Genomic DNA, 19,667 nt, shown 5'->3' on the forward strand with positions numbered 1-19,667 from the left:
CCTGCTTATTTTCCGCCGCTCGCCTGCTCCAGCAATTCGCGCGCGATCGGTCGATGCGGCGCGGCGGCGTCAATCTCGTGCAGCAAACGCGTCGCCTCTTCGCTGTTCGATGCGTATAAAAGTCGCGCCATGCCGATCAGCGGCGCATAGGCGGGATCGAATTCCGGGCTTATTCGAAGAGTCTCTAGCAGTCCTGGCGCCGCGGCCTCGACGAGCGCACGCCCGCGAGGCTCGCCGGGCAGAGCGGCGCCGACCTCCAGAAAGTGATTTCGCGCGCGCCAATAGGCGAGGAGACGGTCATCGAGCGGCTCGTCTCGCCTCGCCAGAGATAATTCGCCGGCGTCGGGCAAGATTTCGCGTATGACCGCGAGCAGCGTGGTCCAAGGGGGCGCCGTCGTGGCGCGGACATTGCGGCGCGCGTCGAAGGTCACGAAAGGGGCGTCGTCGACATTGAGCGGTCCCTCGCCGGCAAAGGCCGTGAGCGCTCGCGCGCCGCCCAGATATTGTCCGAGCAAATCGACCGATCCGGTGAAGCCGAGCGGCCTCGCCACAGCGGCCGTCGCCGGCTGATCGAGCCGCGCGGACAGAGCGTCGACGTCGAATGCTTCATTGTCGCGGCGTGCGACGAGAGCGAGCATGGGCGTGCGCACGCTGTAATGATTGAGCCAGGCGGAGGCGCTCGGATAGGTGGCGAGGAAGCTGCGAATGATCGCGCGCAGAGACGGAAGGTCGAGCTGATATAGCGGCAGCCACTGGCAGAACAGCCCGCCCGGCGCCAGTCTCTCGTGGATCGCCGCAAAATGCTCCGTAGTGTAGAGAGCGCCGCTCCCGTCCAGCGCCGGATGGAACAGATCGGCGACGATCACATCATAATGGGCGCGATCGGCGAGAATGTAACGACGCGCATCTGCGACGGTCACTCTCGGCGTCGGCGCACGCTGCGTTTCATTCGCGAACCACGGCATGAGCTCCACGACTTCGGGCGACAGCTCGACCCCCTGCGCTTCGACGCCGGGCGTCATTGCGCCGCCTATGAGCGTCGCGCCGGTGCCGACGCCGAGAAACAGCGCCCGGCGCGGCGCCGGATGCAGAAGAAGTGGCAGCATCGCCTGTCGAAAATCGGAGCGCGCCGAGCTCGTGCCGCCCATGCGAAAGCGCCCATTGACGTCGAGGTAACGCACGCCGGCGTCGTCGTCGACGACGCTCGCCGTGACTGTCGGCCCTTCGCGCGTCGCGAGTATCCGTCCGCCCTGGGGCGGATGGACGAAGGATGGCGCAGGGATGACGAGCAGCAGCGCGCCGATGATCATCGGCGCGGCGACAAGCGCGAGCGACGTTCGACGAGGACGCATCAGGAGTAGATAGCCGAGCGCGATCGGTATCGACGCCTGCCATGCGCCGAATGCGGGGATCAGAATTTGTGCGGTCACATAGGGCGCGAGCGCCGCTCCGAGACTATTGACCCCGACGGCCCAGCCGAGCGAGCCGCGCAGATCCTGCGCCTGTTGCGCCAGATGGCCGAACAACGCGCCCATTGCGAAAGACGGAACGGCGAAAAGGACGAATGCAACAACAAACTCCCCGGAGGCGCCGAATTCGCCGGCCTTTTCCGCCGCGCGCAGGACGTGCGGCGCGAGGATGGTGGTCGAAAGGCAGGCCGCCGCCGTCGCCGCCAGGAGCCAGGCGGCGCTCGATTCGCCGAGCCGCCGTCCAAATTTCTGCCACGACAATCCGCCCAGAGCGGAGCCCGAGAGATAGGCTGCGAGCAGGCTCGCAAAAGTGTAGATCGTGTCCTCGAGCGCTTGCGCGGCGAGCCGCACGACGATCATTTCGAAGGCAATGCCGAGGAAGCCAGTCGCAAAGAGCGTCGCGAGCAGACGGGCGGGCGTCTCAGTCGGCGGTCGGGTCGGCGGCGGAGACGCAAATTTCCCGACATTTCGGTGCAGGACGAGCGCGCCGATGGCGCATGCGGCGTTCACGCAAGCGAGGACGAGCAGCGTCTTCGACAGGCCGAAATTCGGCATTAGGACAAATGCCGAGGCGAGCGCGCCGATCACGGCGCCGGCGGTGTTGGCGCCATAGACGCCGGCGGAGGACCGCGGATCGCCCGAAAGGGCGTCGGTCATGCGCACGAGCGCAATCAACGTTCCGCCCATCGCGGTCGTCGCAGGCAGAAGAAGCAGGGCCGGCAGAGCGAAGCCGACGCCCCAGAGCGCGGCAGGATTCGGGTCGACGCCGAGCAAGGGCGGCGCGAACTGCGTGGCCTCGCGAAGCAATGCGACACTCGCCACACCCCAGAGTCCGATGGTCCCTTCTAACAACGCAAATGCGAGAAAAGGCGAACGCGCGGCGCGGATGAGTCGGTCGAGGAGGAACGCGCCGAGGGCGACGCCCGCGAAAAAACCCGCGATGACGCCGAGCACCGCCAGCATCTCGGTGCCGAGCGTCAGGCTCAACATGCGGGTCCAGACGATCTCGTAACCGAGCCCCGCGAAACCGGACGCGACGACGATTGCGATCAGCGCCGGAAATGCATTTGCTTCGATCCGCGTCCGGGGCGCCGGATCGATTTGTGTTCGCGTCGTCACAACCACTCGCAAGCCCGTAAAAAGCCGTGCGTATCGTCGCTTCGATACGGTTTGATGACGCGCGGCGCCGTCTCGATTCCGAAACGCGCCCCGGACCCGGGGTTGCTCGACCCGCACCGAGTAATTTTCATCGTTGGAATTCAGGATAGACCCGTCCTGATCGAGCCGGGCTCGCGAGATTTTTCGCCCGCCCATCGTCCGAGCTTCGCGCCGCCGTCGGCATTCGAAGCGGTGCGTCGAGCGTGACGCATGCGCGCAGATTCGATTTCTCGGCGCCTGTGGCAAAAGCGCAACAATCGCGCGGATACGGGTTGTTCCTTAGGTAAGGCTCGGGTCTGCATGATTTAAGGCGAAAAGACGTCAGCTTTTTGAATATTAGATGACGTTTATAGTCATGAATCTGAATCAAACCCTCCCTCATGAGTAGTTCGAAGTCGATCACTGCCCAGGGAGTCCGTCGATGCGGAATTGGCCGGAGCGCCGCGAAAGACACGCGCGCATCGAAATTATTCCGATGATCGACGTGATGATGTTCCTGTTGGTCTTTTTCGTATTGATCAGCATAAATGTGCTTCCAGCACTCGGGCTAAAAGTCACACCGCCGAGCTCTGCTCATCCAGACAAGGTCGTCGAGCGCCAACGCGTGACGATCGGCATCGATCGCGCCGGCGAAACCTATCTCGACGGCAAGCCGATCTCGCTCGCCGAGCTTCCAGAGCGCCTGCGCGGCCTTGCGAGCGAGGACAAGCCGCTCGCCGTCATCATCAGCGGCGACGAAGGCGCGGGACTTCAAAATCTCGTCTCCGTCCTGGACGCCCTCAAGGCGGCGAAGGTCGCGAGCGCCTCCATCGTCACGAGGCCGAAATAGTGCGGCCCGGACAGGCGCTCGACGGACTCGACGTCGCGAGCAACGCCGCCGGCCTCGCCGGCGCGCTGGCGTTGTTCGCTCTGGCGCTGACGATGGCGCCCGAGGCGACTCTCGTCGCGCCGGCCGATCCGGGCGCGCAGACGATGGAGATCGCGCTCGATCTGCCGGTCGAGGCGGAAGCGTCCGAGCCGCCTCCGCCGGAGCCACTTCAAGAGACGCCCATTGACGCGCCGCAGCCGCAGACGCTCGAGGAGATGCCGCAGCCAAGCGATGCGCCCGCGCCAGTCGCCGCGCGTCCAAAGCCGCAAAAGCCTGAAAAACCAAAGCCGAAAACGGAAGAGCGCCCGCGCAAGGAGCACAGCGACGACTCCAAGGCCGATTCGAAAAGAGAAGCGCGCGAGAAGACCGCCGCCGCGCGGCGGGGAGAAGTCGCCGCGGCCGAGCGAAGCTCGCGCGCTTCCGGCAATGTCTCCGCCTTCCGCGCCTGTCTCGCCGGCGCGCCCTATCCGGCGACCAAGGACGCGCGGCTGCAGAAGCCCTCGGGCTCGGTCGGCATCGCGGTCTCGGGCGGCTCGGCCTCCGTCACCAGCAGTTCCGGCTCCGCAATCCTCGATTCTGCGGCGCGCTCGCGCGCCGTCGCCTGCGCCTCTGCAGCGGGCGGAGGGTCGCTCAGCGGCGTCGTCGTCTTCCATCCGAGATAGTCGAAACAGAGGTCCACCGATGAAGTTCCGTGTCCTTACGCTCGCCCTGCTCGCCGGCGCCTCGACGCCGACCCTCGTTCTCGCGCAATCGGCTCCTCAGCCGCAAAAGCCGGCGCATGACAGCCGCTCTCAGAGCGGCCTCACCGCGGCGCCCACCGACTTCGGCCGCGTCGACATCTATGGCAATGGCGCCGCGGAGGCGGCTCCGGACGGCGTCACGCGCAATGATCTCGGCGGCGGCTTCATGATCGAGGAAGAGGCGGTCAAATCGCGCTCCACGGTGACGCGCGACGCCATCGCGAAGATGTCGCCAACGTCCAATCCCTATCAGCTCATCAACATGCTGCCAGGCGTCAATGTGTCGAGCCCGGATAATTCCGGCCTCAATGGCGGCAACATCACCATTCGCGGCTTCAATAGCGATCAGATCGGTCTCACCATCGAAGGCATGCCCGTCAACGACTCGGGCAATTACGCGCTGTTCCCGCAGGAATATGTCGACAGCGAGAACATCGAGCAGATATCGATCGCGCAAGGCTCGCCCGATCTCGACAGCCCGCATATCGGCGCCTCGGGCGGCGTCATCAACATCTATATGCGCGATCCCTCGAAGCGCCGCGGCGGCTTCGTCGATTTCTCCTACGGCATGCACAATCTCGGCAGGGAGTTCGCGCGCGTCGAGACAGGCCAGATCGGCGACTTCCGCTCCTATCTGTCCTACTCGCATTACAGCGAGAATCACTGGGTCGGACCCGGCGCCAACAACCGGCACAATGTCGAGTTCAAGGGCGTATGGGAGCCGGGCCAAGGCAATCGCGTCAGCCTATCGGTGATCTACAATGACGCGATCAACAATTTCTATCAGAACCCGACAATGGGCTCCTATAATCTGCTGGGCGCGAAATCCGCCGGCTTCAACTCCGCGCTTCCTCTCAGCTTCTTTGCGCCCTCCGCCGCTTCGCCGCCGGCGAGCTGGGACCGCACCGCCAATCAGGCGGGCCTCTATTACAAGCTGCGCATAAATCCGTTCAAAAATCTCATCGTCAGCGCGCCGTCGACCTTTGCGGTCGACAACAACATCACTTATGACGCCATTCCCTATTTCTGGTATGGCTACGGCAATGGCGGCGGCACCGCCAGCGCGACGGAGAATAATTTCTTCTACGGTCGCTTCAATGTCGGCGCAGCGGATTACAATGGCAATGGCGCGGTGATCGCCAATGATCGCGGCCTCCTCTACAATCCTTCTGTCACCGAGACGCTACGGCCCGGCCTCATCAACAAGCTCACTTTCCAATTCGAAAATCACAAGCTGCAGCTCGGCTACTGGTTCGAATACGCCAACCACCGCCAGACCGCGCCCTATGCGTTTCTCAATGCGAGCGGCGGCGTCGTCGATCCCTATGTCGATTCCGGCGCGATCTCGCTGCCCGGCGTCGGAACGCTGGAACGGCGCGACCAGCTCACGCAGACTGTCACCAATATGGGCTTCGTCGGCGACAACTGGTCCCTGCTCGACGACAAGCTCTCGATCGAATCGGGCGTGAAGGTCTCTTCGATCCATCGCTCCGTCTATAATTTCCTACCCGGCGTCACACCGCTCGTCACGCAGAGCGATCTCGTCGCCTTGCCGCAGGCCGGCTTCCGTTATCGCTTTTGGGACGATCATCAGATCTACGCGTCGGTCGGCACATCGTTCAAAGCGACGCCCAATTTCGCGCTGGCCGACTCGGCCTCCAACTCCAATGGCCGCATCACGCCCTATAATCGGCTCGCGCCGGAACAGAGCGTCACGGTCGAGGTCGGCCATCGCTACCAGGGCAAGGATTTCGCCACCGCGCTCGCGCTCTATGGCGCGCATTACGTCAACCGCCAAGTCTCGACCTTCGCGCTCTTTCCAGGCTCCACCGCCTCGCAATCGACGACGATCAACGCTGGCGCGGTCGATCTCTGGGGCGTCTCCTTCGAGGCGGGCACGCGGCGCATCTATAATTTCCGTCCCTATATGTCGGCCAATTATCTGCAAACCCGCCTGCTCGACGACCTCTCCACGACGGCGACGGCCCCGGTCGGCGCGGGCCTTCCCTCGGTCGCGGACATTCTGCCGACGAAGGGCAAGCACCTGCCGCGCGCGCCTCAATGGACGGCCGCCTTCGGCCTCGACTATGATGACGATCATCTGTTCGGCAATCTCGGCGTCAAGGTCATCAGCCGGCAATATTCGACGTTCACCAATGACGAATCGATCCCGGCCTATGGTCGTCTCGATGCGGCGATCGGCTATCGCTTCGACGACATCGCCTTCGGCAAGCGCCCAGAGCTGCGCGTGAATTTCTACAATATCACCAGCACTCACTCGCTTTCCGGTATAAACGGCGTCCAGGCCAATGCACGGCCGACGATCGGCCGCTACGGCAATGTCATACCGACCAGCGCGCCGACCTACTACGTCGGCCAGGGCTTCTCGGCGACGGCGACCTTCTCGATGGGCTTTTGACCATGCAGATCGATCACGCCTTCTTTCACGAAATCTGCATCGACATTCTCTACGGATGCCTGGCTCTGCTCGCCTTCGTGCTCATCGAGCGGCTCGTCTATTATGCTTTGCTGGCGTTGCGCTCCCGCAGGATCAGCGCCGCGATAAAAGCCCATGCGCTCGGAACCTCGACGACGCCGAAGCCCTTCGGCCCCGACGAGTTGAGCCGCAGCTTCGCCGAATATGTCGCCGCGCAGAACGAGCCCGGCTGCACGCGCGCCCGCGTCGAGGATCTGTCCTCGGCGCTATTCATCCGTGTCGACGCCAAAGTCAGCGCGCGTCTGTGGATGCTCGACACCATCGTCACCGCGGCGCCGCTTCTCGGTCTGCTCGGCACGATCCTCGGCATCATGGACACGTTCAACGCGCTGTCGTCGGGCGGCGTCTCCGATCCGGCGGCGGTCAGCCGCGGCATCGCCGCCGCCCTCGTCGCTACGGCGGTCGGCATCGGCACGGCGCTCATCGGGCTGATCGCGCATAATCTGCTGCATCGCCAAGCCGACGTCATCATCGACGGCTTCAAATGCGCGCTGCTCGCCGCGACGCGCGACAGATTGCCGGCAGCGGCGGAATAGGAACGCGCAAGCCCGTGGGGAAACGCTCATGCCCATCACGCGACGCGAGCTTCTTGCAGGGGGTGCGGCGCTCACCGCGAATTTTCCCACCATTGCGCGCGCGGCGACGCGCGTCCAGCTGCGTCTGCTCGAGACCTCCGACCTGCATATGTTCGTGCTGGACTGGGATTATTATCACGCGCGGCCCGACCCGACCGTCGGGCTGAACAAGATCGCGAGCCTCGTCGCCGAGGCGCGCGCGCAAACGCAAGATGCGCTGCTTTTCGACAATGGCGATCTTCTTCAGGGCAGCCCGCTCGGCGATTATGTCGCGCGGCTGGGGGGACTGGGCCCGGGCGCGCATCCCGTCTTCCGCGCGATGAATCACATGCGCTATGACGTGGCGACGCCGGGCAATCACGAATTCAACTTCGGATTGGACTTTCTCGAGCGCGCGCTCTCCGGAGCCGCCTTCCCCTATGTCGGCGCCAATATCGAACGCGCCGATGGCTCGGCCTTTCTGCCGCCCTTCCGCATTCTCACGCGGCGGCTCATGGATGACGGCGGCGTCTCGCGCGAATTGCGGATCGGCGTCATCGGCTTCGCGCCGCCGCAGATCATGATCTGGGACAAGGCCCACCTCGAAGGGCGCCTGCGCTGCGGCGACATGGTCGCTGCGGCGCGCCGGCATGTGCCCATTTTGCGCGCGCAATGCGATATTCTGGTCGCGCTCTGCCATTCCGGAATCGACGCCCGCGCCGCGGCCGGCGCCGAGAACGCCTGTCTTCAGATTGCCGCTATTCCCGGCGTCGACGCGATCATGATGGGACACGCCCACCGCGTTTTTCCTGGACCAGATTACACCGGCGTCGAGGGCGTCGACGCCGAGCGCGGGACGCTCGCCGGAGTCCCGGCGGTGATGCCGGGCTTCTGGGGCAGCCATCTCGGCGTCATCGATCTGACGCTCGCGCGCGACGGCGACCGTTGGACCGTCGACCGATTTCGGACAGAGGCACGGCCGATCTATCAGCGGGAGACGGGCAAAGTCATCGCGCTCGCTGACGCCGATCCCACGATCGCGACGATCGTCGCGGCCGAGCATGACGCGACGCGACGTTGGGTCGACGAGCCGATCGGCGAGATCGCGACTCCGCTTTTCTCTTATTTCGTCTGGATCGGGATCGATCCCGTCGGCGCGCTCGTCAATGCCGCGCAGCTCGCCTATGTGCGCCCGCTGCTCGAGGGAACGCCTCATGCGGGGCTTCCATTGCTCTCCGCGATCGCGCCGTTTCGGGCGGGCTACACACCCGACTCCTATATAGATCTCGGCCCCGGGCCCGTGGCGCTGCGCGATGTCGCCGATATCTACCCCTATCCCAATGCGCTGGTCGCCGTGCGCGTTACCGGCGCCGCGCTGCGCGAGTGGCTGGAATGCGCGGCGCGCGTCTTCCGCCGCGTCGATCGCGATGCAACGGGGCCGCAACTCCTGATCGATCGCCGCACACCTTCCTATCATTTCGATGTCATAGCCGGCCTCCAATATCGCATCGACCTCTCGGCGCCGGCGCGCTACGACGCGAGCGGCAATCTCCGCCCGGACGCCGCGCGCATCGTCGATCTGCGCTACGGTGGCAGCGCAGTCGACCCCGCGCAAGAATTCATCGTCGTGACGAATAATTACCGCGCTGACGGCGGAGGCAAGTTTCCTGGTCTCGACGGAAGAAGCGTCGTGCTGCGCGCCCCGGATTCCAATCGCGACGCCGTCGAGCGCTTCCTGCGCAGGGGCGGCGCCATTCCGGACGCGAGACCCTGGTCCTTCGCGCCGCTCGGTCGGCGCGTCACCATCGCCTTCGACTCCGCGCCAGCGGCCGTCCGTCGCCTCGCCGAAACGCCCGGCCTGCGCGCCACGACGCGAGAGGATGCGGGCTATTTGCGCTACGAATACGATCTCGCGTGACCCCCATGTCGAGCGCCGAGGCGACCCGGCATCCGGCATACGCGCTCTGTCGATCGAATTGCCGACGGTGAGCGAGGCGACGACCTGGCCGGCGTCGATGATCGCCCGCATGCGAATGCCCTTCTCGGTGCTGACGTGCCCCTGAAAAATCCCACCAGTATCGATTAGAGTCCGGCCGATTGCAGGACGGACACGATGAAGAAGAAACGGTTCACGGAAGAGCAGATCATCGGGATTTTGCGGGAGCAGGAAGCCGGCGCGAAGGCGGCGGACCTCGCGCGCAAATACGCGGTTTCGGAGACGACGCTCTACAATTGGAAGGCCAAATTCGGCGGCATGGACGTTTCCGAGGCCAAGCGGCTGAAGGCGCTGGAGGAGGAAAACGCGCGTCTGAAGAAGCTCTTGGCCGATCAGATGCTCGATGCGGCGGCGCTTCGCGAGCTCCTGGGAAAAAATGGTAGGGCCCGCCTCGAGCGCGAAGCCGTCGCGCACCTTCGGGCCGTCATGGGCCTGTCGGAACGTCGGGCCTGTCGGAACGTCGGGCCTGCCGGATCGTCGCCATCGATCGCAAGACGGCGCGCTACACGTCGAAGCGTCCGGCCGACGCCGAGCTTCGCGCCGAGCTGCGCGATCTCGCCAATGCGCGTCGGCGCTTCGGCTACCGGCGGCTGTTCGTCTTGCTTCGGCATCGGGGCGAGCGCTCGGGCAAGAACCGCATCTATCGGCTCTACCGCGAGGAAGGGCTGACGGTGAGGAAGCGCCACGCGCGCCGCCGCGCCGTGGGAACAAGGGCGCCGATTGTCGTCGAGGCGAAGCCGAATGCCCGATGGTCTCTCGACTTCATGCACGACCAGCTCGCCAGCGGACGACGATTCCGCATCCTCAACATCGTCGACGACGTAACGCGTGAATGCCTGGCGGCGATCCCGGACACGTCGATCTCCGGCAAGCGGGTGGCGCGCGAGCTGTCGGCGCTGATCGAAAGGCGCGGCAAGCCCGGCATAATCGTTTCCGACAATGGGACGGAGTTCACCTCGAACGCCGTCCTGTCCTGGTCGGAGGCGAACAAGGTCGAATGGCATTTCATACGGGTTCCGGCTGATTGACTCGGCGACGGGGATTCCCGGGGCGAATCGAAGTAGCTAAGCTGTATCGCCATGAATCGCTGGAGGCGGGTCATGGCGACGATAGCTGCGCATTTGAGCGTCGATGCGTTGCGTGAACGGTATGTTTCGAGTTCGAACGCGCGCGAGGCGCGGCATTTCCATGCGATCTGGCTGCTCGCCAAGGGCCACACGCTCGGCGAAGTCGCCGAGATGACGTCCTTTGCCCAGCGCTGGATCGAGCAACTCGCGGCGCGCTACAACGCAGAAGGACCGGAGTCTCTCGGCGACTTGCGCCGGCGCAACGGCTCGACGGCGACGGTGTTGAAGCCCGATCTGCTCGCCGAGCTGCGCGTTCGGCTGAACGAGCCCCCCGACGACGGAGGCTTGTGGACGAGCGCGAAAGTCGCGGCTTTTCTCGCGCGCGAATTGGGGCTGGAGAAAGTTGCGGTTCAGCGCGGCTGGGAAGCGCTGAAAGCCTGCGGCATGTCGATCCAGGCTCCACGCCCCAAAAATCCGAAGGTGGCTTCGCCCGAGGAGGCGGCGGCGTTCAAAAAAACCTCGAAGACGCCGTCGCGGAGGAAGCCGCGAAGCATCCAGAGCGATCGGTCGAGGTCTTCGCCAGCGACGAGCACAGGCCGGCCTGAAACCGGTCACGCGGCGCGTCTGGGCGCCCGTCGGCGAGCGGCCGATCGCGCATGGCCATCATCGCTTCGACTGGCTCTATGTGACCGCCTTCGTCTCGCCGGCGAGCGGCGAGACCTTCTGGTACGTGCACGACGGCGTCTCGAAGCCGTTTTTCGCGGCGCTGCTCGAGACCTTCGCGCGCGAAGCCAAGGCCGGCGTCGATCGCACGATCGTGCTCGTCATCGACAACGCCGGCTGGCACGGCGAGGCTGGTCTGAGCGTGCCGGATGGCGTGCGACTGGTTTTTCTGCCGCCCTATACGCCGGAGCTGCAACCCGCCGAGACCTTATGGGCTCTCGTCGACGAGCCGATCGTCAACAAGCACATCGGAACGATAGAGGAACTCGACGCGATCATCGGCGAAAGATGCGCCGCGCTCGCGAGCGAGCGCGACATCATCAAAAGCCGCGCCGGCTTCCATTGGTGGCCAAAAATCGCCAAGCCGAAGTAATCAGCCGGAAACCGTATCATCATGCCGGGCAAGCCGATGCAGAACGGCTTCTGCGAGAGCTTCAACGGCCGCATGCGGGACGAGCTGCTCAACGAGACGCTGTTCTTCGGCCTCGACCATGCGAGAGAGAAAGTTCGCTCTTGGGTTCACGATTATAACCACCAGCGCCCACACTCTTCCCTCGGCTATGCGACGCCGGCGGACTACGCAGCCGCGCTCACCGCAACAGGCGATCGGCTGCGCAACCCGGACCAGCTCCGCCGATCGCCTGTTGCTCACCCCACGCCCGCGGGCGTATCAACCGCCGGGACTCAACTCGCCGCTGGATGAAACTTCGGGGGCAGGTCAGTGCCGCAATCGACCGTGGTGATGATCGAATCCTGCGCCACGTCGACGAGACGGCGGGTGAGATCACCGAAGCGATCGCCTGGGCGTCGCCGCGAACATGTCGCTGCGACGCCGATCGTCTCGAACTCGATCTGGCGGCGGCATCTCAAAGCGCCGCGGCCGGCGTGGATCCTGTTCGAGGTCAACTCCCCCAGTGGCAGCCAGCCATCCTCTGCGATTCGGTTATTCGCGGGCGCGCCCTATTTGCGCCGGAGCCATGCATTGGGCGCATGGGTGAGATTGCGGCCGTAGAAATCGCAAAACGCCGCATCGATCGTATAGCGGCCGCCTGTCCGGCCGAGAAACTCGGCAACCGCCCGGTTGGGGCCGTCGTCGAGCTTGCGGTAGATTTCGCCCTCGAGATCGGCGACCGATCCATCCGCGACAACGAGCAAGTCGCCTGCCCGAAGATAGCGGTCGAAGTAATCGAGCACGGCAATCGTGCTTTCGAAAGCATGGGCGCCGTCTTCGATAACGATCCAGGGGTGCGGCGCTGCAGCGATCGCATCGGTCGGAAAGGTCGCGTCGGGAGAGAGGCTATCGCCCCGGTGGAAGCCGACCCCCGCCAGTTCGAGTGATGGTGGAGCGCTGTCGATCGTGATCAGCCTCGTTTCCGCCAGACCGTGGTTTCGGCATTGGTCGATCAGCCATGCGGCGCTTCCACCCTCGCAAGTCCCAATTTCGATGATCGTCGCGGGGCGTAATTGCTCGATCGCCTGCATGTAGAGCGCGAGGTCGAACGGAGTCTTCGTGAGCAGCAACCCCCTATAGCGCGTGCGCAAGACGCCCTTCTGGATCGCGCCGAGCGCTTCTGTCGGCAGATCGACTCGGAAATGGCGGCCGCGAACCGAATGGACGTGGCGCAGAGAATCGAGCGGGCGCGCGAAACCCCTGTGATGGCGCGCCGCGTCGAGTGTCCCGACGAAATGCGGGTGATAGCTCGGCGGGGAAAACGGCCGCCCGCGGACGGAGATATATTCGGCGTGCATCGCCCCGCGATCCTCGGCCGAACCATTGGTGGCCGCGCCGCCATGCGCTTGATGGAAGGTGCCTTCGCCGAGAATCATCCAGGGATGGCCGCCGGATTGTGCGATCACCCGCTCCCAAAGGTCGAGGTTGACGAAACCTCCTCCCGGCGCCTCGAATCTTTCGTCTAGCCCCCCGAGCGCGTCCCACCGCTCACGGTCCACGAACAAGCCGTTGGTCTCGTTGATGCAGCCGAACCATCCGGCCTCGGACGATCCTGCGAGCACCGAAATGTCGAACAGGGCGTAGCCATCGTCCCGCCATGGAACCGAGGCGAGCAGGGCGTCCTCGGCGGCCGCGTCGTAGCCCTGAGCCATCGTCCGCATCTGCACGTCGGGCCCCAGATGAAAGGCGAGCGTGCCGATCGCGCGTGTGGGGTCGGCGCGCCACGCCTCCAGCGCTCGGCAAACGACGCCGGGTGAGGCCATGCGCGCACCGTCGACCCACAACCCCAGGACACGCCCAGTCAGGCGGCCCATCGCCTGGTTTATCGCAGCGGCCGGAGAACGCTTGACCACATCGGGCAGCACCACTTTTACGCCAGGCAAGATCGATTGCAGCGCATCTTCGTCGATGGGCGGTTCGGATCCATTGTCCAGGACGACGACTTCCCACTCGATCGCCGCGGCGCCGCGCTGGTAGGCGGCCGACAGCGTGTGAAGCGTGCGCGGCAATTCACGCGCCATATTATAGACGCAGACGAGGATGCTGAGGTCGGGAACGCTCTTCACCGACCGATCGCCATGCGCAGAGTCTCAAGCGTCGGAGGAAGCGCGTCCCTACGGGCGATCACATGATCCGGCGCCGGCGTTCCCGCTTCATCGGAGAGCCGCCGCATTTTGGGGTTGTAGTCGTTCCACAAAACTCTGTTCTTCGGATCGAGGCCCGAGATTATGAGCAGCCCGGTCGGCGCAGTGTCGAGCCGGGTCAGCCGAAGATCGGGACGCTCGATAGCGAGGCGGTCGGCAAAGCGCCAGACATCGCCGGTCCAGACTTGCGAGAGCCGCTCGCGGCTCGCCTGAATGGGATGATTGGGCATTATGTCGTCGATGACCACGACCCCGCCAGGACTCATCACCCGCTCTATGTTCATGAAGTCGCGATAGACATATTCGGCCAAGTGCATTCCATCGATGAAGGCCAAATCGACCGGGGCGCAGACGGCTTGTCCGCCAAAGAAGAAGAAGAAGTCATCGCTCGTGCAGCGATAGAACTTCACTGCCTCATTCGCTATCCCGAAATCGGGATGCGGGTCGGGATCGACAGCGATCGCCGGGCAAGCGGCGAGGGCGAGACTCGCGCCCCTGCGCACGCCGATCTCCAGATATAGGCCCGGATCGACCAGCGCATGCAGATCACGCAACACGTCGAGATAAGGACGCGCGCCGGCCTGGACTTCCACGGCCGGGTCTGAATGCGCTTCCTGTCGGGCGTTTGCGGCCACTTCCATCGGAAACGGCGCCGTGACCGGCTGCAGGCCCGCGCCTTTTTGGAAAACGCCAACGACATCACGCCAAGGCCCGCGCTCGTCTGTCCACGCGTGGACGAGGCGAAGTCCCGACCAATCAGCGAGAGCCGCGAAGGAATCGACGAAAAAGCGATAGCAGTCGACTGGGTAGCGGTGGACCGGTCCAGAGGACGGCGCAATCAAGAAGGCCAAGCCGTCGGGCTTGAGAACCCTATGTATTTCGCTGAATATCCGCCAGAACTGGCCGCAATGCTCGAGCATCTGACCGGACAGGACGACATCGACCGAGCCGTCCTCGAAAGGAAGCCGATAAACATCGGTGAGCACGACATCGACGCCTGGTCCCGGCTCGAGGTCGACGCCGACATAGTCCATCGTCGACGGCAGCAGCTCGCGATACGAGCCGTTGACATTCATCGCCCCCAGGTCGACGACCCGGGCCTTTCCAGTCGGCAGATACCACTGGACGCACCGACGCATGTTTTCAATCGAGGAGGCGTGCATCGTGTCCCATTACCTGCATTCTTGGCCTCGATCCGTCTGCGTGGTCACTCAGGCGGCCGGCGAAAAGCCGCAAGGATTGTCGCCGGCGCCGGGTGGACGGTTCGCTATTTCATCGATGTCGTGCTCGAGAATGCGCCGTCATTGCCGTTGTTCCCGTTGACTTGGTTGGTGCCATAGGAGACGAGCGCGCCCCCATTCGAGGTGAAGAGACCGCCTCCATTGCCGATGACCGACGTGCGTCCCACCAGCATGCCAGCGTTGGCGCCATTGGCCACCAAGCCATTATTGCCATTTCCGGAAACGAGCACATTATCGATGAGCAAGGTTATATTGGCCGCGGTGCCATTGCTCACGGTGATGCCGTTTTGCCCGTTGTTGCTGACAATGCTGTCGCGCACTCCGCCGCTGATCTTGCCGGTGGTGGCGGATCCGTCGGCGACGATTCCGAAGAGGCCCCCGAACACCTGCGTCTTCTCGATGTCGACCTTGGCGGCGCCGGTTCCCGTCGGCCTGATCTGGATTCCGGCGAATGTGGCGGATGCGCCCGCATTGTTGATCATAGTATCCACAACGTTGAGCTGCGACGCCCCGCTCGGCGCGAAATTGATTCCGTTCTGCACGAAATTGCGAATGTTGGTTTTTTGCACGGTCAGCGACTTGCCTGCCAAGAAATTGATCGCATTGAGTCCACCGATCGCAACAGAGTTGCCCGAGACTCCCTCGATATCGAGGCCGCGTAGGACGATTTGGTCATTGGGTCCGGCGTTGACGGTGATCGCGTTCGTGGCGGCAACGAGAACCCCTCCATTGGCGGCGATATCGCACTGCAAAGTGATGGCCTTGGTGATCGTGACGCCGCCGAATCCGCCCGGATCGAGACAATCGATCTCGCCGCCGGCCGCGGTCTTCGAGATGGCGCCGGCGAAGGTCTTGCACGGGGCGGTGCGGCTGCAGGGATTGACGTCGTCGCCGACGCCTGAAACCCATGTGCGCGTCGCCTGAGCAGACGCCGCGCCGGTCAATCCTAGCCCGGTGAGCGCCAGGGCGGCGAGAAACACGATCAAACGATAAGCCCTCATACCACTTCTCCCTACTTTGTATCTCTCTGCAAAATTTGGCCATGCGCGGGCACAGGAGCGACCCGGTCGATCGTTGCCTGGATCAATTTAACCGTAGTCGAAAACTTCGTTTTCTCTTTGTTTCCTCGTGTCGCCTCGTAGCCCGACATGTATAGTTTCTTTTTAGAAAATGACTCCATTCAATTTTTTTGACAAGACCGATCCGCCCATGACGATCGGCTCGGGCGCGTAGCCGAGTGATACGCCACCGATCCAATGCGCGACAGATCCGTTTCTCTCGTTCGCGCCCCGACCCCGCAATGTCGGCGTCGTTCGCGGCTTCGCTTCGCGCCAAACTCGCGACAGAATTCGGATTGGGCGCTACCTCGGCGCGGAGCCCGTGCCGAAGCCGTCGAGAAGTTCTCGAACCTCCTCAAGCCAAACTTCCAAGTCTCGACACACGGTCGGGGAAAGGGGTCGATCTTGGCTCGCCGCTTCGAGCTGGAGAAAATATTCGTATATGATTTCAGTCAACTTCCCGCGCCACGCATCTTCGAATTTCTGATGCCGCAAGCCGGGATCGACGAACGCCGACATCGACCGCTTCGCCGACGGGCCTCTGACGAAATCGATCGCGAGTTGTGTTTGAATTCGATCGATCACCGCCTCGGGGTCGGCGATCAGATCGCTATAAGAGACGAATATTCGCGACGAATCCCGTGTATCTCTCTCGACCGCCAGCATGTAATTGGCCCAGATCAGAAGCCCTTTTTCCTTGGAGAAGCCATTTCGTTTCGATAGCGAGGCCGAGACCTCCAAAGGATTGCGAACCATGACGACATAGCGCGGCTCATAGCCCGTCGCCCGAAGCGCGGACTCCCAAAGAGGTGCCATGATCGAGATGCGAGGATCTTTCACAATGATCGGGCGATTGCCTCGGTAACATGATTTGATCCGGTCGACGGCTTCTCGCTTCTCGCCCTCCGTCAATTGCTCGAGTCGCTTTCGTGAAAAGAACGCCCTCGGATCGTCCCAGCCGGAATTGCGGGACCGGAGCAGTTCCTCATTCCAATCGGCAATCGCGGTCGGCTCCCAAAATCCGGTGGGGTTGTCGGCTTGGCTAGGCATCAGATCGCTCGGCAAGTCTGCGCCGGCCAATGAGAGCACGCGCGCCATGGCCGACGTGCCCGAGCGATGGCAACCCGCGACAACGATAGCTGTGGGGAGGCCCATTTTCCGCACGCCACGCAGCTCTTCATTCGCGCTGCTCAAACGCGAGATCAGTTTCGACCACGCAGAGCGATGCGATTCTGCGCTATATGCGTCCATACGCTGACGCGACGCCAATGGCAGGCCATTCGAGCCCGAAAGATCGATCGCCTGCTCGAGAGCCGAGACCAACTGGTTTTCATCATGGAAGCGAAAGCCGACGCCTTCCGCCTCGCAAAGCTCGGCTTCGGCGCCGACATCGAAAACCACGGGCGCGCAGCCCGCGGATATCGTCGTCCCGATCATCGCGCTCGAAGACGAACACATCCAGGCGTCTTTCGGCAATTCCACGCCAAGCCCTCGCGCAGACACACAGATCTTGGCTTTTGAGAGGAGCCTGCGCAACACGGCGCGAGACGGGCTGACCAATATGTCGACGTCCAGCGGCCATGACCAACTGCGGATTTCGTCCACATAACCAGGATCGTCATCGGGTGCGAGATCGCCAACGATCACGAGCCGCCAGCGCCGCGTCAGCGCCGCGCCGCCGAGGCGGCGAAGCGCATTCGCCACGGATCGATGGCGCCCCCCCGACGGCCCCGTCCGCAACGCGCCTGAGCAGACGATCAAGTTGCTCCGCTCATTCGTCAACTCCCCGGCGGAAAAAACATCGACCGGCGGCGCGATGACTTCGATGTCGATCGGCGGCGCGCCCAAAGCTTCCAACATGGACGACAACGCTCGACGACTGAACTCGGAGTCGGTTACGACCGCGTCGAAATTCAGCAAAGCACCGATCCGCCGTTTGGAGGCTTCGATGTTCGTGCTTTGTGAGACGCTCGGGAAAGGGCAATGGAGCACTCTGCGGAGCCCGAAGCTCGGCGGCGCCGACGGCAACGCAGCACTGCTCAGAACGACGACGTCTATATCGCGCGTCCCCGCGTCCGCGACGCCTCCGCCCGTCAATCGGTCATGCGGCAACCCCAATGCGCAAACCTTTTTAGCCACATCCATTACGGAGTGAGGAGCGGCCGATGCGACCATCGTCGGCCGCAGCGCGCTCAACGCCGATGCATGGGCGAACGCCGCCCCGGCATTCGCACCGCTCACGAGCGGATCATCCAGCACGACGCAATGCAATCGCTCATCGGCGAATTTCTCGATCTGTTGTCCAAATTGCTTCAAATCGAAAAATTCGCACGAAGGCGAATCGAGCTTGTCCCGCGTGAGCAGCCAACGTCCCCAGCGGGAACGGAAGACATGCAGATTCCTCTGGGCCGCCCTGTACCGCTCTACGACGCCTTCAGGGGAATTGGTGGTCGCGCCGCAGATGTGCCGCACGACTGCCGACGTTACGAGACGCGTTGACTTGCCGAGCGCTTTGAGACGCAGGCACAGGTCCACATCTTCGTAGTAGGCTACCTCGAACTCCGGATCGAATCCCCCGATATTCAGCATGTCCCAGCGGCGAACGACCACACATGCCGCGGATATATGATCCACGTCGATATTATCTAAAATATCCCACATGAAACCAGTTGAAAGTGGAGCATATGTGTGCCCATCCAAACATACAAATCTACCTATTTCCTGGCATGAATCGTCCGGAAACCGATACACCGGACCAACCAGGCCGACATTTTCGTCCGACAATTCGCTCAGCAGACTTTCTACGACGCCCTTTTCGACAAAAGCGTCATTGTTGAGAAAGAGAACGAATTCGCCGCGCGCGCTTTCGATAGCTATATTGTTCGCGGAGCCGAATGAACGTCGCTCGGAAAGCATAATCAACCGAACCGGGAGGCGCATGTCGGCAAGCGCCCTCGCCAAAGAGGCCTCGCTGCCGTTGTCGACCACGATGATCTCGTATGCAATTCCGATATCGGCGGACAAAACGGACATTACAGACGCGAATGTCAGCCGCGGCCGATTGTAATTCATTATGAGGACGGACAAGATCGGGTTGTTTTCCCCGGCGAGGGATGAATTACGGCCAGCCGACTGCTCGATCGGGATTTCCCATGGCTCGACGTCGAAAGTGAGAGCTCCTCCCTCGAAATCGATAGAGCGAGGCATTCCTTTGTTTACTCTGACCTCGGCCGGAACGATCGGCAGCTGGTCTGTGAGGTGGTGTGGGATTTCGACTTTTATGCGTCCGCTCGGCGGCGCGTTCAGAGAGAGGCAAAATGCGGCTCTCGGCCCGATGCTCCAAACCCCCCAGGACTCGACGCCGCTGAAACCATAGATCGGTTCCCAGCCGCTCGAAGCGGTTTCACACAAATTAAATCGCCCCAAGCACTCTCGAGACGAGGCGCAGTAGATATTGATTTTCTCAAAACAAACTGCGAGCACGCGAGAATCGTCATCATGTCGATATGCGCTTAATTGAACTGTTTTTTTGAATTCGATCTCGACGAGTAGATAGTTCCTTGTCGCACTCAATTAGATGCCTCTGTCGTCTGTGGAACCCGCTCGCCAGCCCGCACCTTCTGAGCGGGACTTGCGCCATTAGGGTCCATATCCGAAAATTGTCAATCTAGTGATCGCTCTCGTCCTGCGTTGCTCTTTGA

At 62.9% G+C, this 19,667-nt stretch carries 12 protein-coding genes and 3 pseudogenes; 9 read left to right on the top strand and 6 right to left on the bottom strand.

All coding sequences use genetic code 11. The features are described from left to right. Positions 1–5: 5 nt before the first annotated feature. A complete protein-coding gene (locus tag IY145_RS24365) occupies positions 6–2,588 on the bottom strand; it encodes a spermidine synthase (protein ID WP_196410852.1) in 2,583 nt (860 codons plus the stop codon). 460 nt (positions 2,589–3,048) lie between these two features. Here IY145_RS24365 and IY145_RS24370 point away from each other — a divergent pair, with 460 nt between their 5' ends. From IY145_RS24370 to IY145_RS26670, 7 genes and pseudogenes are all read left to right on the top strand, one after another. Further along, the gene (locus IY145_RS24370; protein ID WP_196410853.1) at positions 3,049–3,456 is read left to right on the top strand and encodes a biopolymer transporter ExbD; all 408 of its coding nucleotides are present in this window, start codon (positions 3,049–3,051) and stop codon (positions 3,454–3,456) included. Beyond that, positions 3,456–4,157, top strand: a complete 702-nt coding sequence (locus tag IY145_RS24375; protein ID WP_196410854.1) for a hypothetical protein — start codon at positions 3,456–3,458, stop codon at positions 4,155–4,157. Before IY145_RS24370 ends, IY145_RS24375 begins: the two co-directional genes overlap by 1 nt. A gap of 19 nt (positions 4,158–4,176) precedes the next feature. Then, a complete protein-coding gene (locus tag IY145_RS24380; RefSeq protein WP_196410855.1) occupies positions 4,177–6,654 on the top strand; it encodes a TonB-dependent receptor in 2,478 nt (825 codons plus the stop codon). A 2-nt stretch (positions 6,655–6,656) separates the two neighbouring features. Beyond that, entirely contained in the window at positions 6,657–7,268 is a 612-nt protein-coding gene (locus IY145_RS24385) for a MotA/TolQ/ExbB proton channel family protein (RefSeq protein WP_196410897.1), read from the top strand. 28 nt (positions 7,269–7,296) lie between these two features. Then, positions 7,297–9,204 (top strand): bifunctional 2',3'-cyclic-nucleotide 2'-phosphodiesterase/3'-nucleotidase, encoded by a 1,908-nt coding sequence (locus IY145_RS24390; RefSeq protein WP_196410856.1) that lies wholly within the window; start codon positions 7,297–7,299, stop codon positions 9,202–9,204. Between the two features lie 195 nt (positions 9,205–9,399). Next, positions 9,400–10,292: pseudogene (locus tag IY145_RS24395) on the top strand (IS3 family transposase); the annotation flags it as partial. Between the two features lie 228 nt (positions 10,293–10,520). Further along, positions 10,521–10,808, top strand: a pseudogene (locus tag IY145_RS26670) (hypothetical protein); the annotation flags it as partial. Here IY145_RS26670 and IY145_RS25995 read toward each other — a convergent pair. After that, positions 10,760–10,903 (bottom strand): hypothetical protein, encoded by a 144-nt coding sequence (locus tag IY145_RS25995; protein ID WP_210332595.1) that lies wholly within the window; start codon positions 10,901–10,903, stop codon positions 10,760–10,762. The pseudogene IY145_RS26670 and the gene IY145_RS25995 sit on opposite strands and share 49 nt — an antisense overlap. Positions 10,904–10,950: 47 nt before the next feature. Here IY145_RS25995 and IY145_RS26000 point away from each other — a divergent pair, with 47 nt between their 5' ends. After that, positions 10,951–11,445: an IS630 family transposase gene (locus IY145_RS26000; protein WP_210332602.1), complete on the top strand. Its 495-nt coding sequence runs from the start codon at positions 10,951–10,953 to the stop codon at positions 11,443–11,445. An 18-nt stretch (positions 11,446–11,463) separates the two neighbouring features. Next, positions 11,464–11,775: pseudogene (locus IY145_RS26005) on the top strand (integrase core domain-containing protein); the annotation flags it as partial. Between the two features lie 257 nt (positions 11,776–12,032). On the opposite strand, the gene IY145_RS26390 reads toward IY145_RS26005, so the two are convergent. The 4 genes from IY145_RS26390 to IY145_RS24420 all read right to left on the bottom strand — a co-directional run bounded on the left by IY145_RS26390 (position 12,033) and on the right by IY145_RS24420 (position 19,539). Further along, positions 12,033–13,589 carry a CmcI family methyltransferase gene (locus IY145_RS26390; protein WP_196410858.1) on the bottom strand — a complete coding sequence of 519 codons (1,557 nt, stop codon included), beginning with the start codon at positions 13,587–13,589 and terminating at the stop codon, positions 12,033–12,035. Then, entirely contained in the window at positions 13,586–14,806 is a 1,221-nt protein-coding gene (locus tag IY145_RS24410; protein WP_196410859.1) for a methyltransferase domain-containing protein, read from the bottom strand. The genes IY145_RS26390 and IY145_RS24410 overlap by 4 nt, the downstream gene beginning before the upstream one ends. A 128-nt stretch (positions 14,807–14,934) precedes the next feature. Beyond that, the gene (locus IY145_RS24415) at positions 14,935–15,909 is read right to left on the bottom strand and encodes a right-handed parallel beta-helix repeat-containing protein (protein WP_196410860.1); all 975 of its coding nucleotides are present in this window, start codon (positions 15,907–15,909) and stop codon (positions 14,935–14,937) included. 360 nt (positions 15,910–16,269) lie between these two features. After that, on the bottom strand, positions 16,270–19,539 hold the full coding sequence (locus tag IY145_RS24420) for a glycosyltransferase (RefSeq protein ID WP_196410861.1): 3,270 nt from the start codon (positions 19,537–19,539) through the stop codon (positions 16,270–16,272). Positions 19,540–19,667: the final 128 nt, after the last annotated feature.

This window comes from Methylosinus sp. H3A (assembly GCF_015709455.1).
In the GTDB taxonomy this organism is placed as follows: Bacteria; Pseudomonadota; Alphaproteobacteria; order Rhizobiales; family Beijerinckiaceae; genus Methylosinus.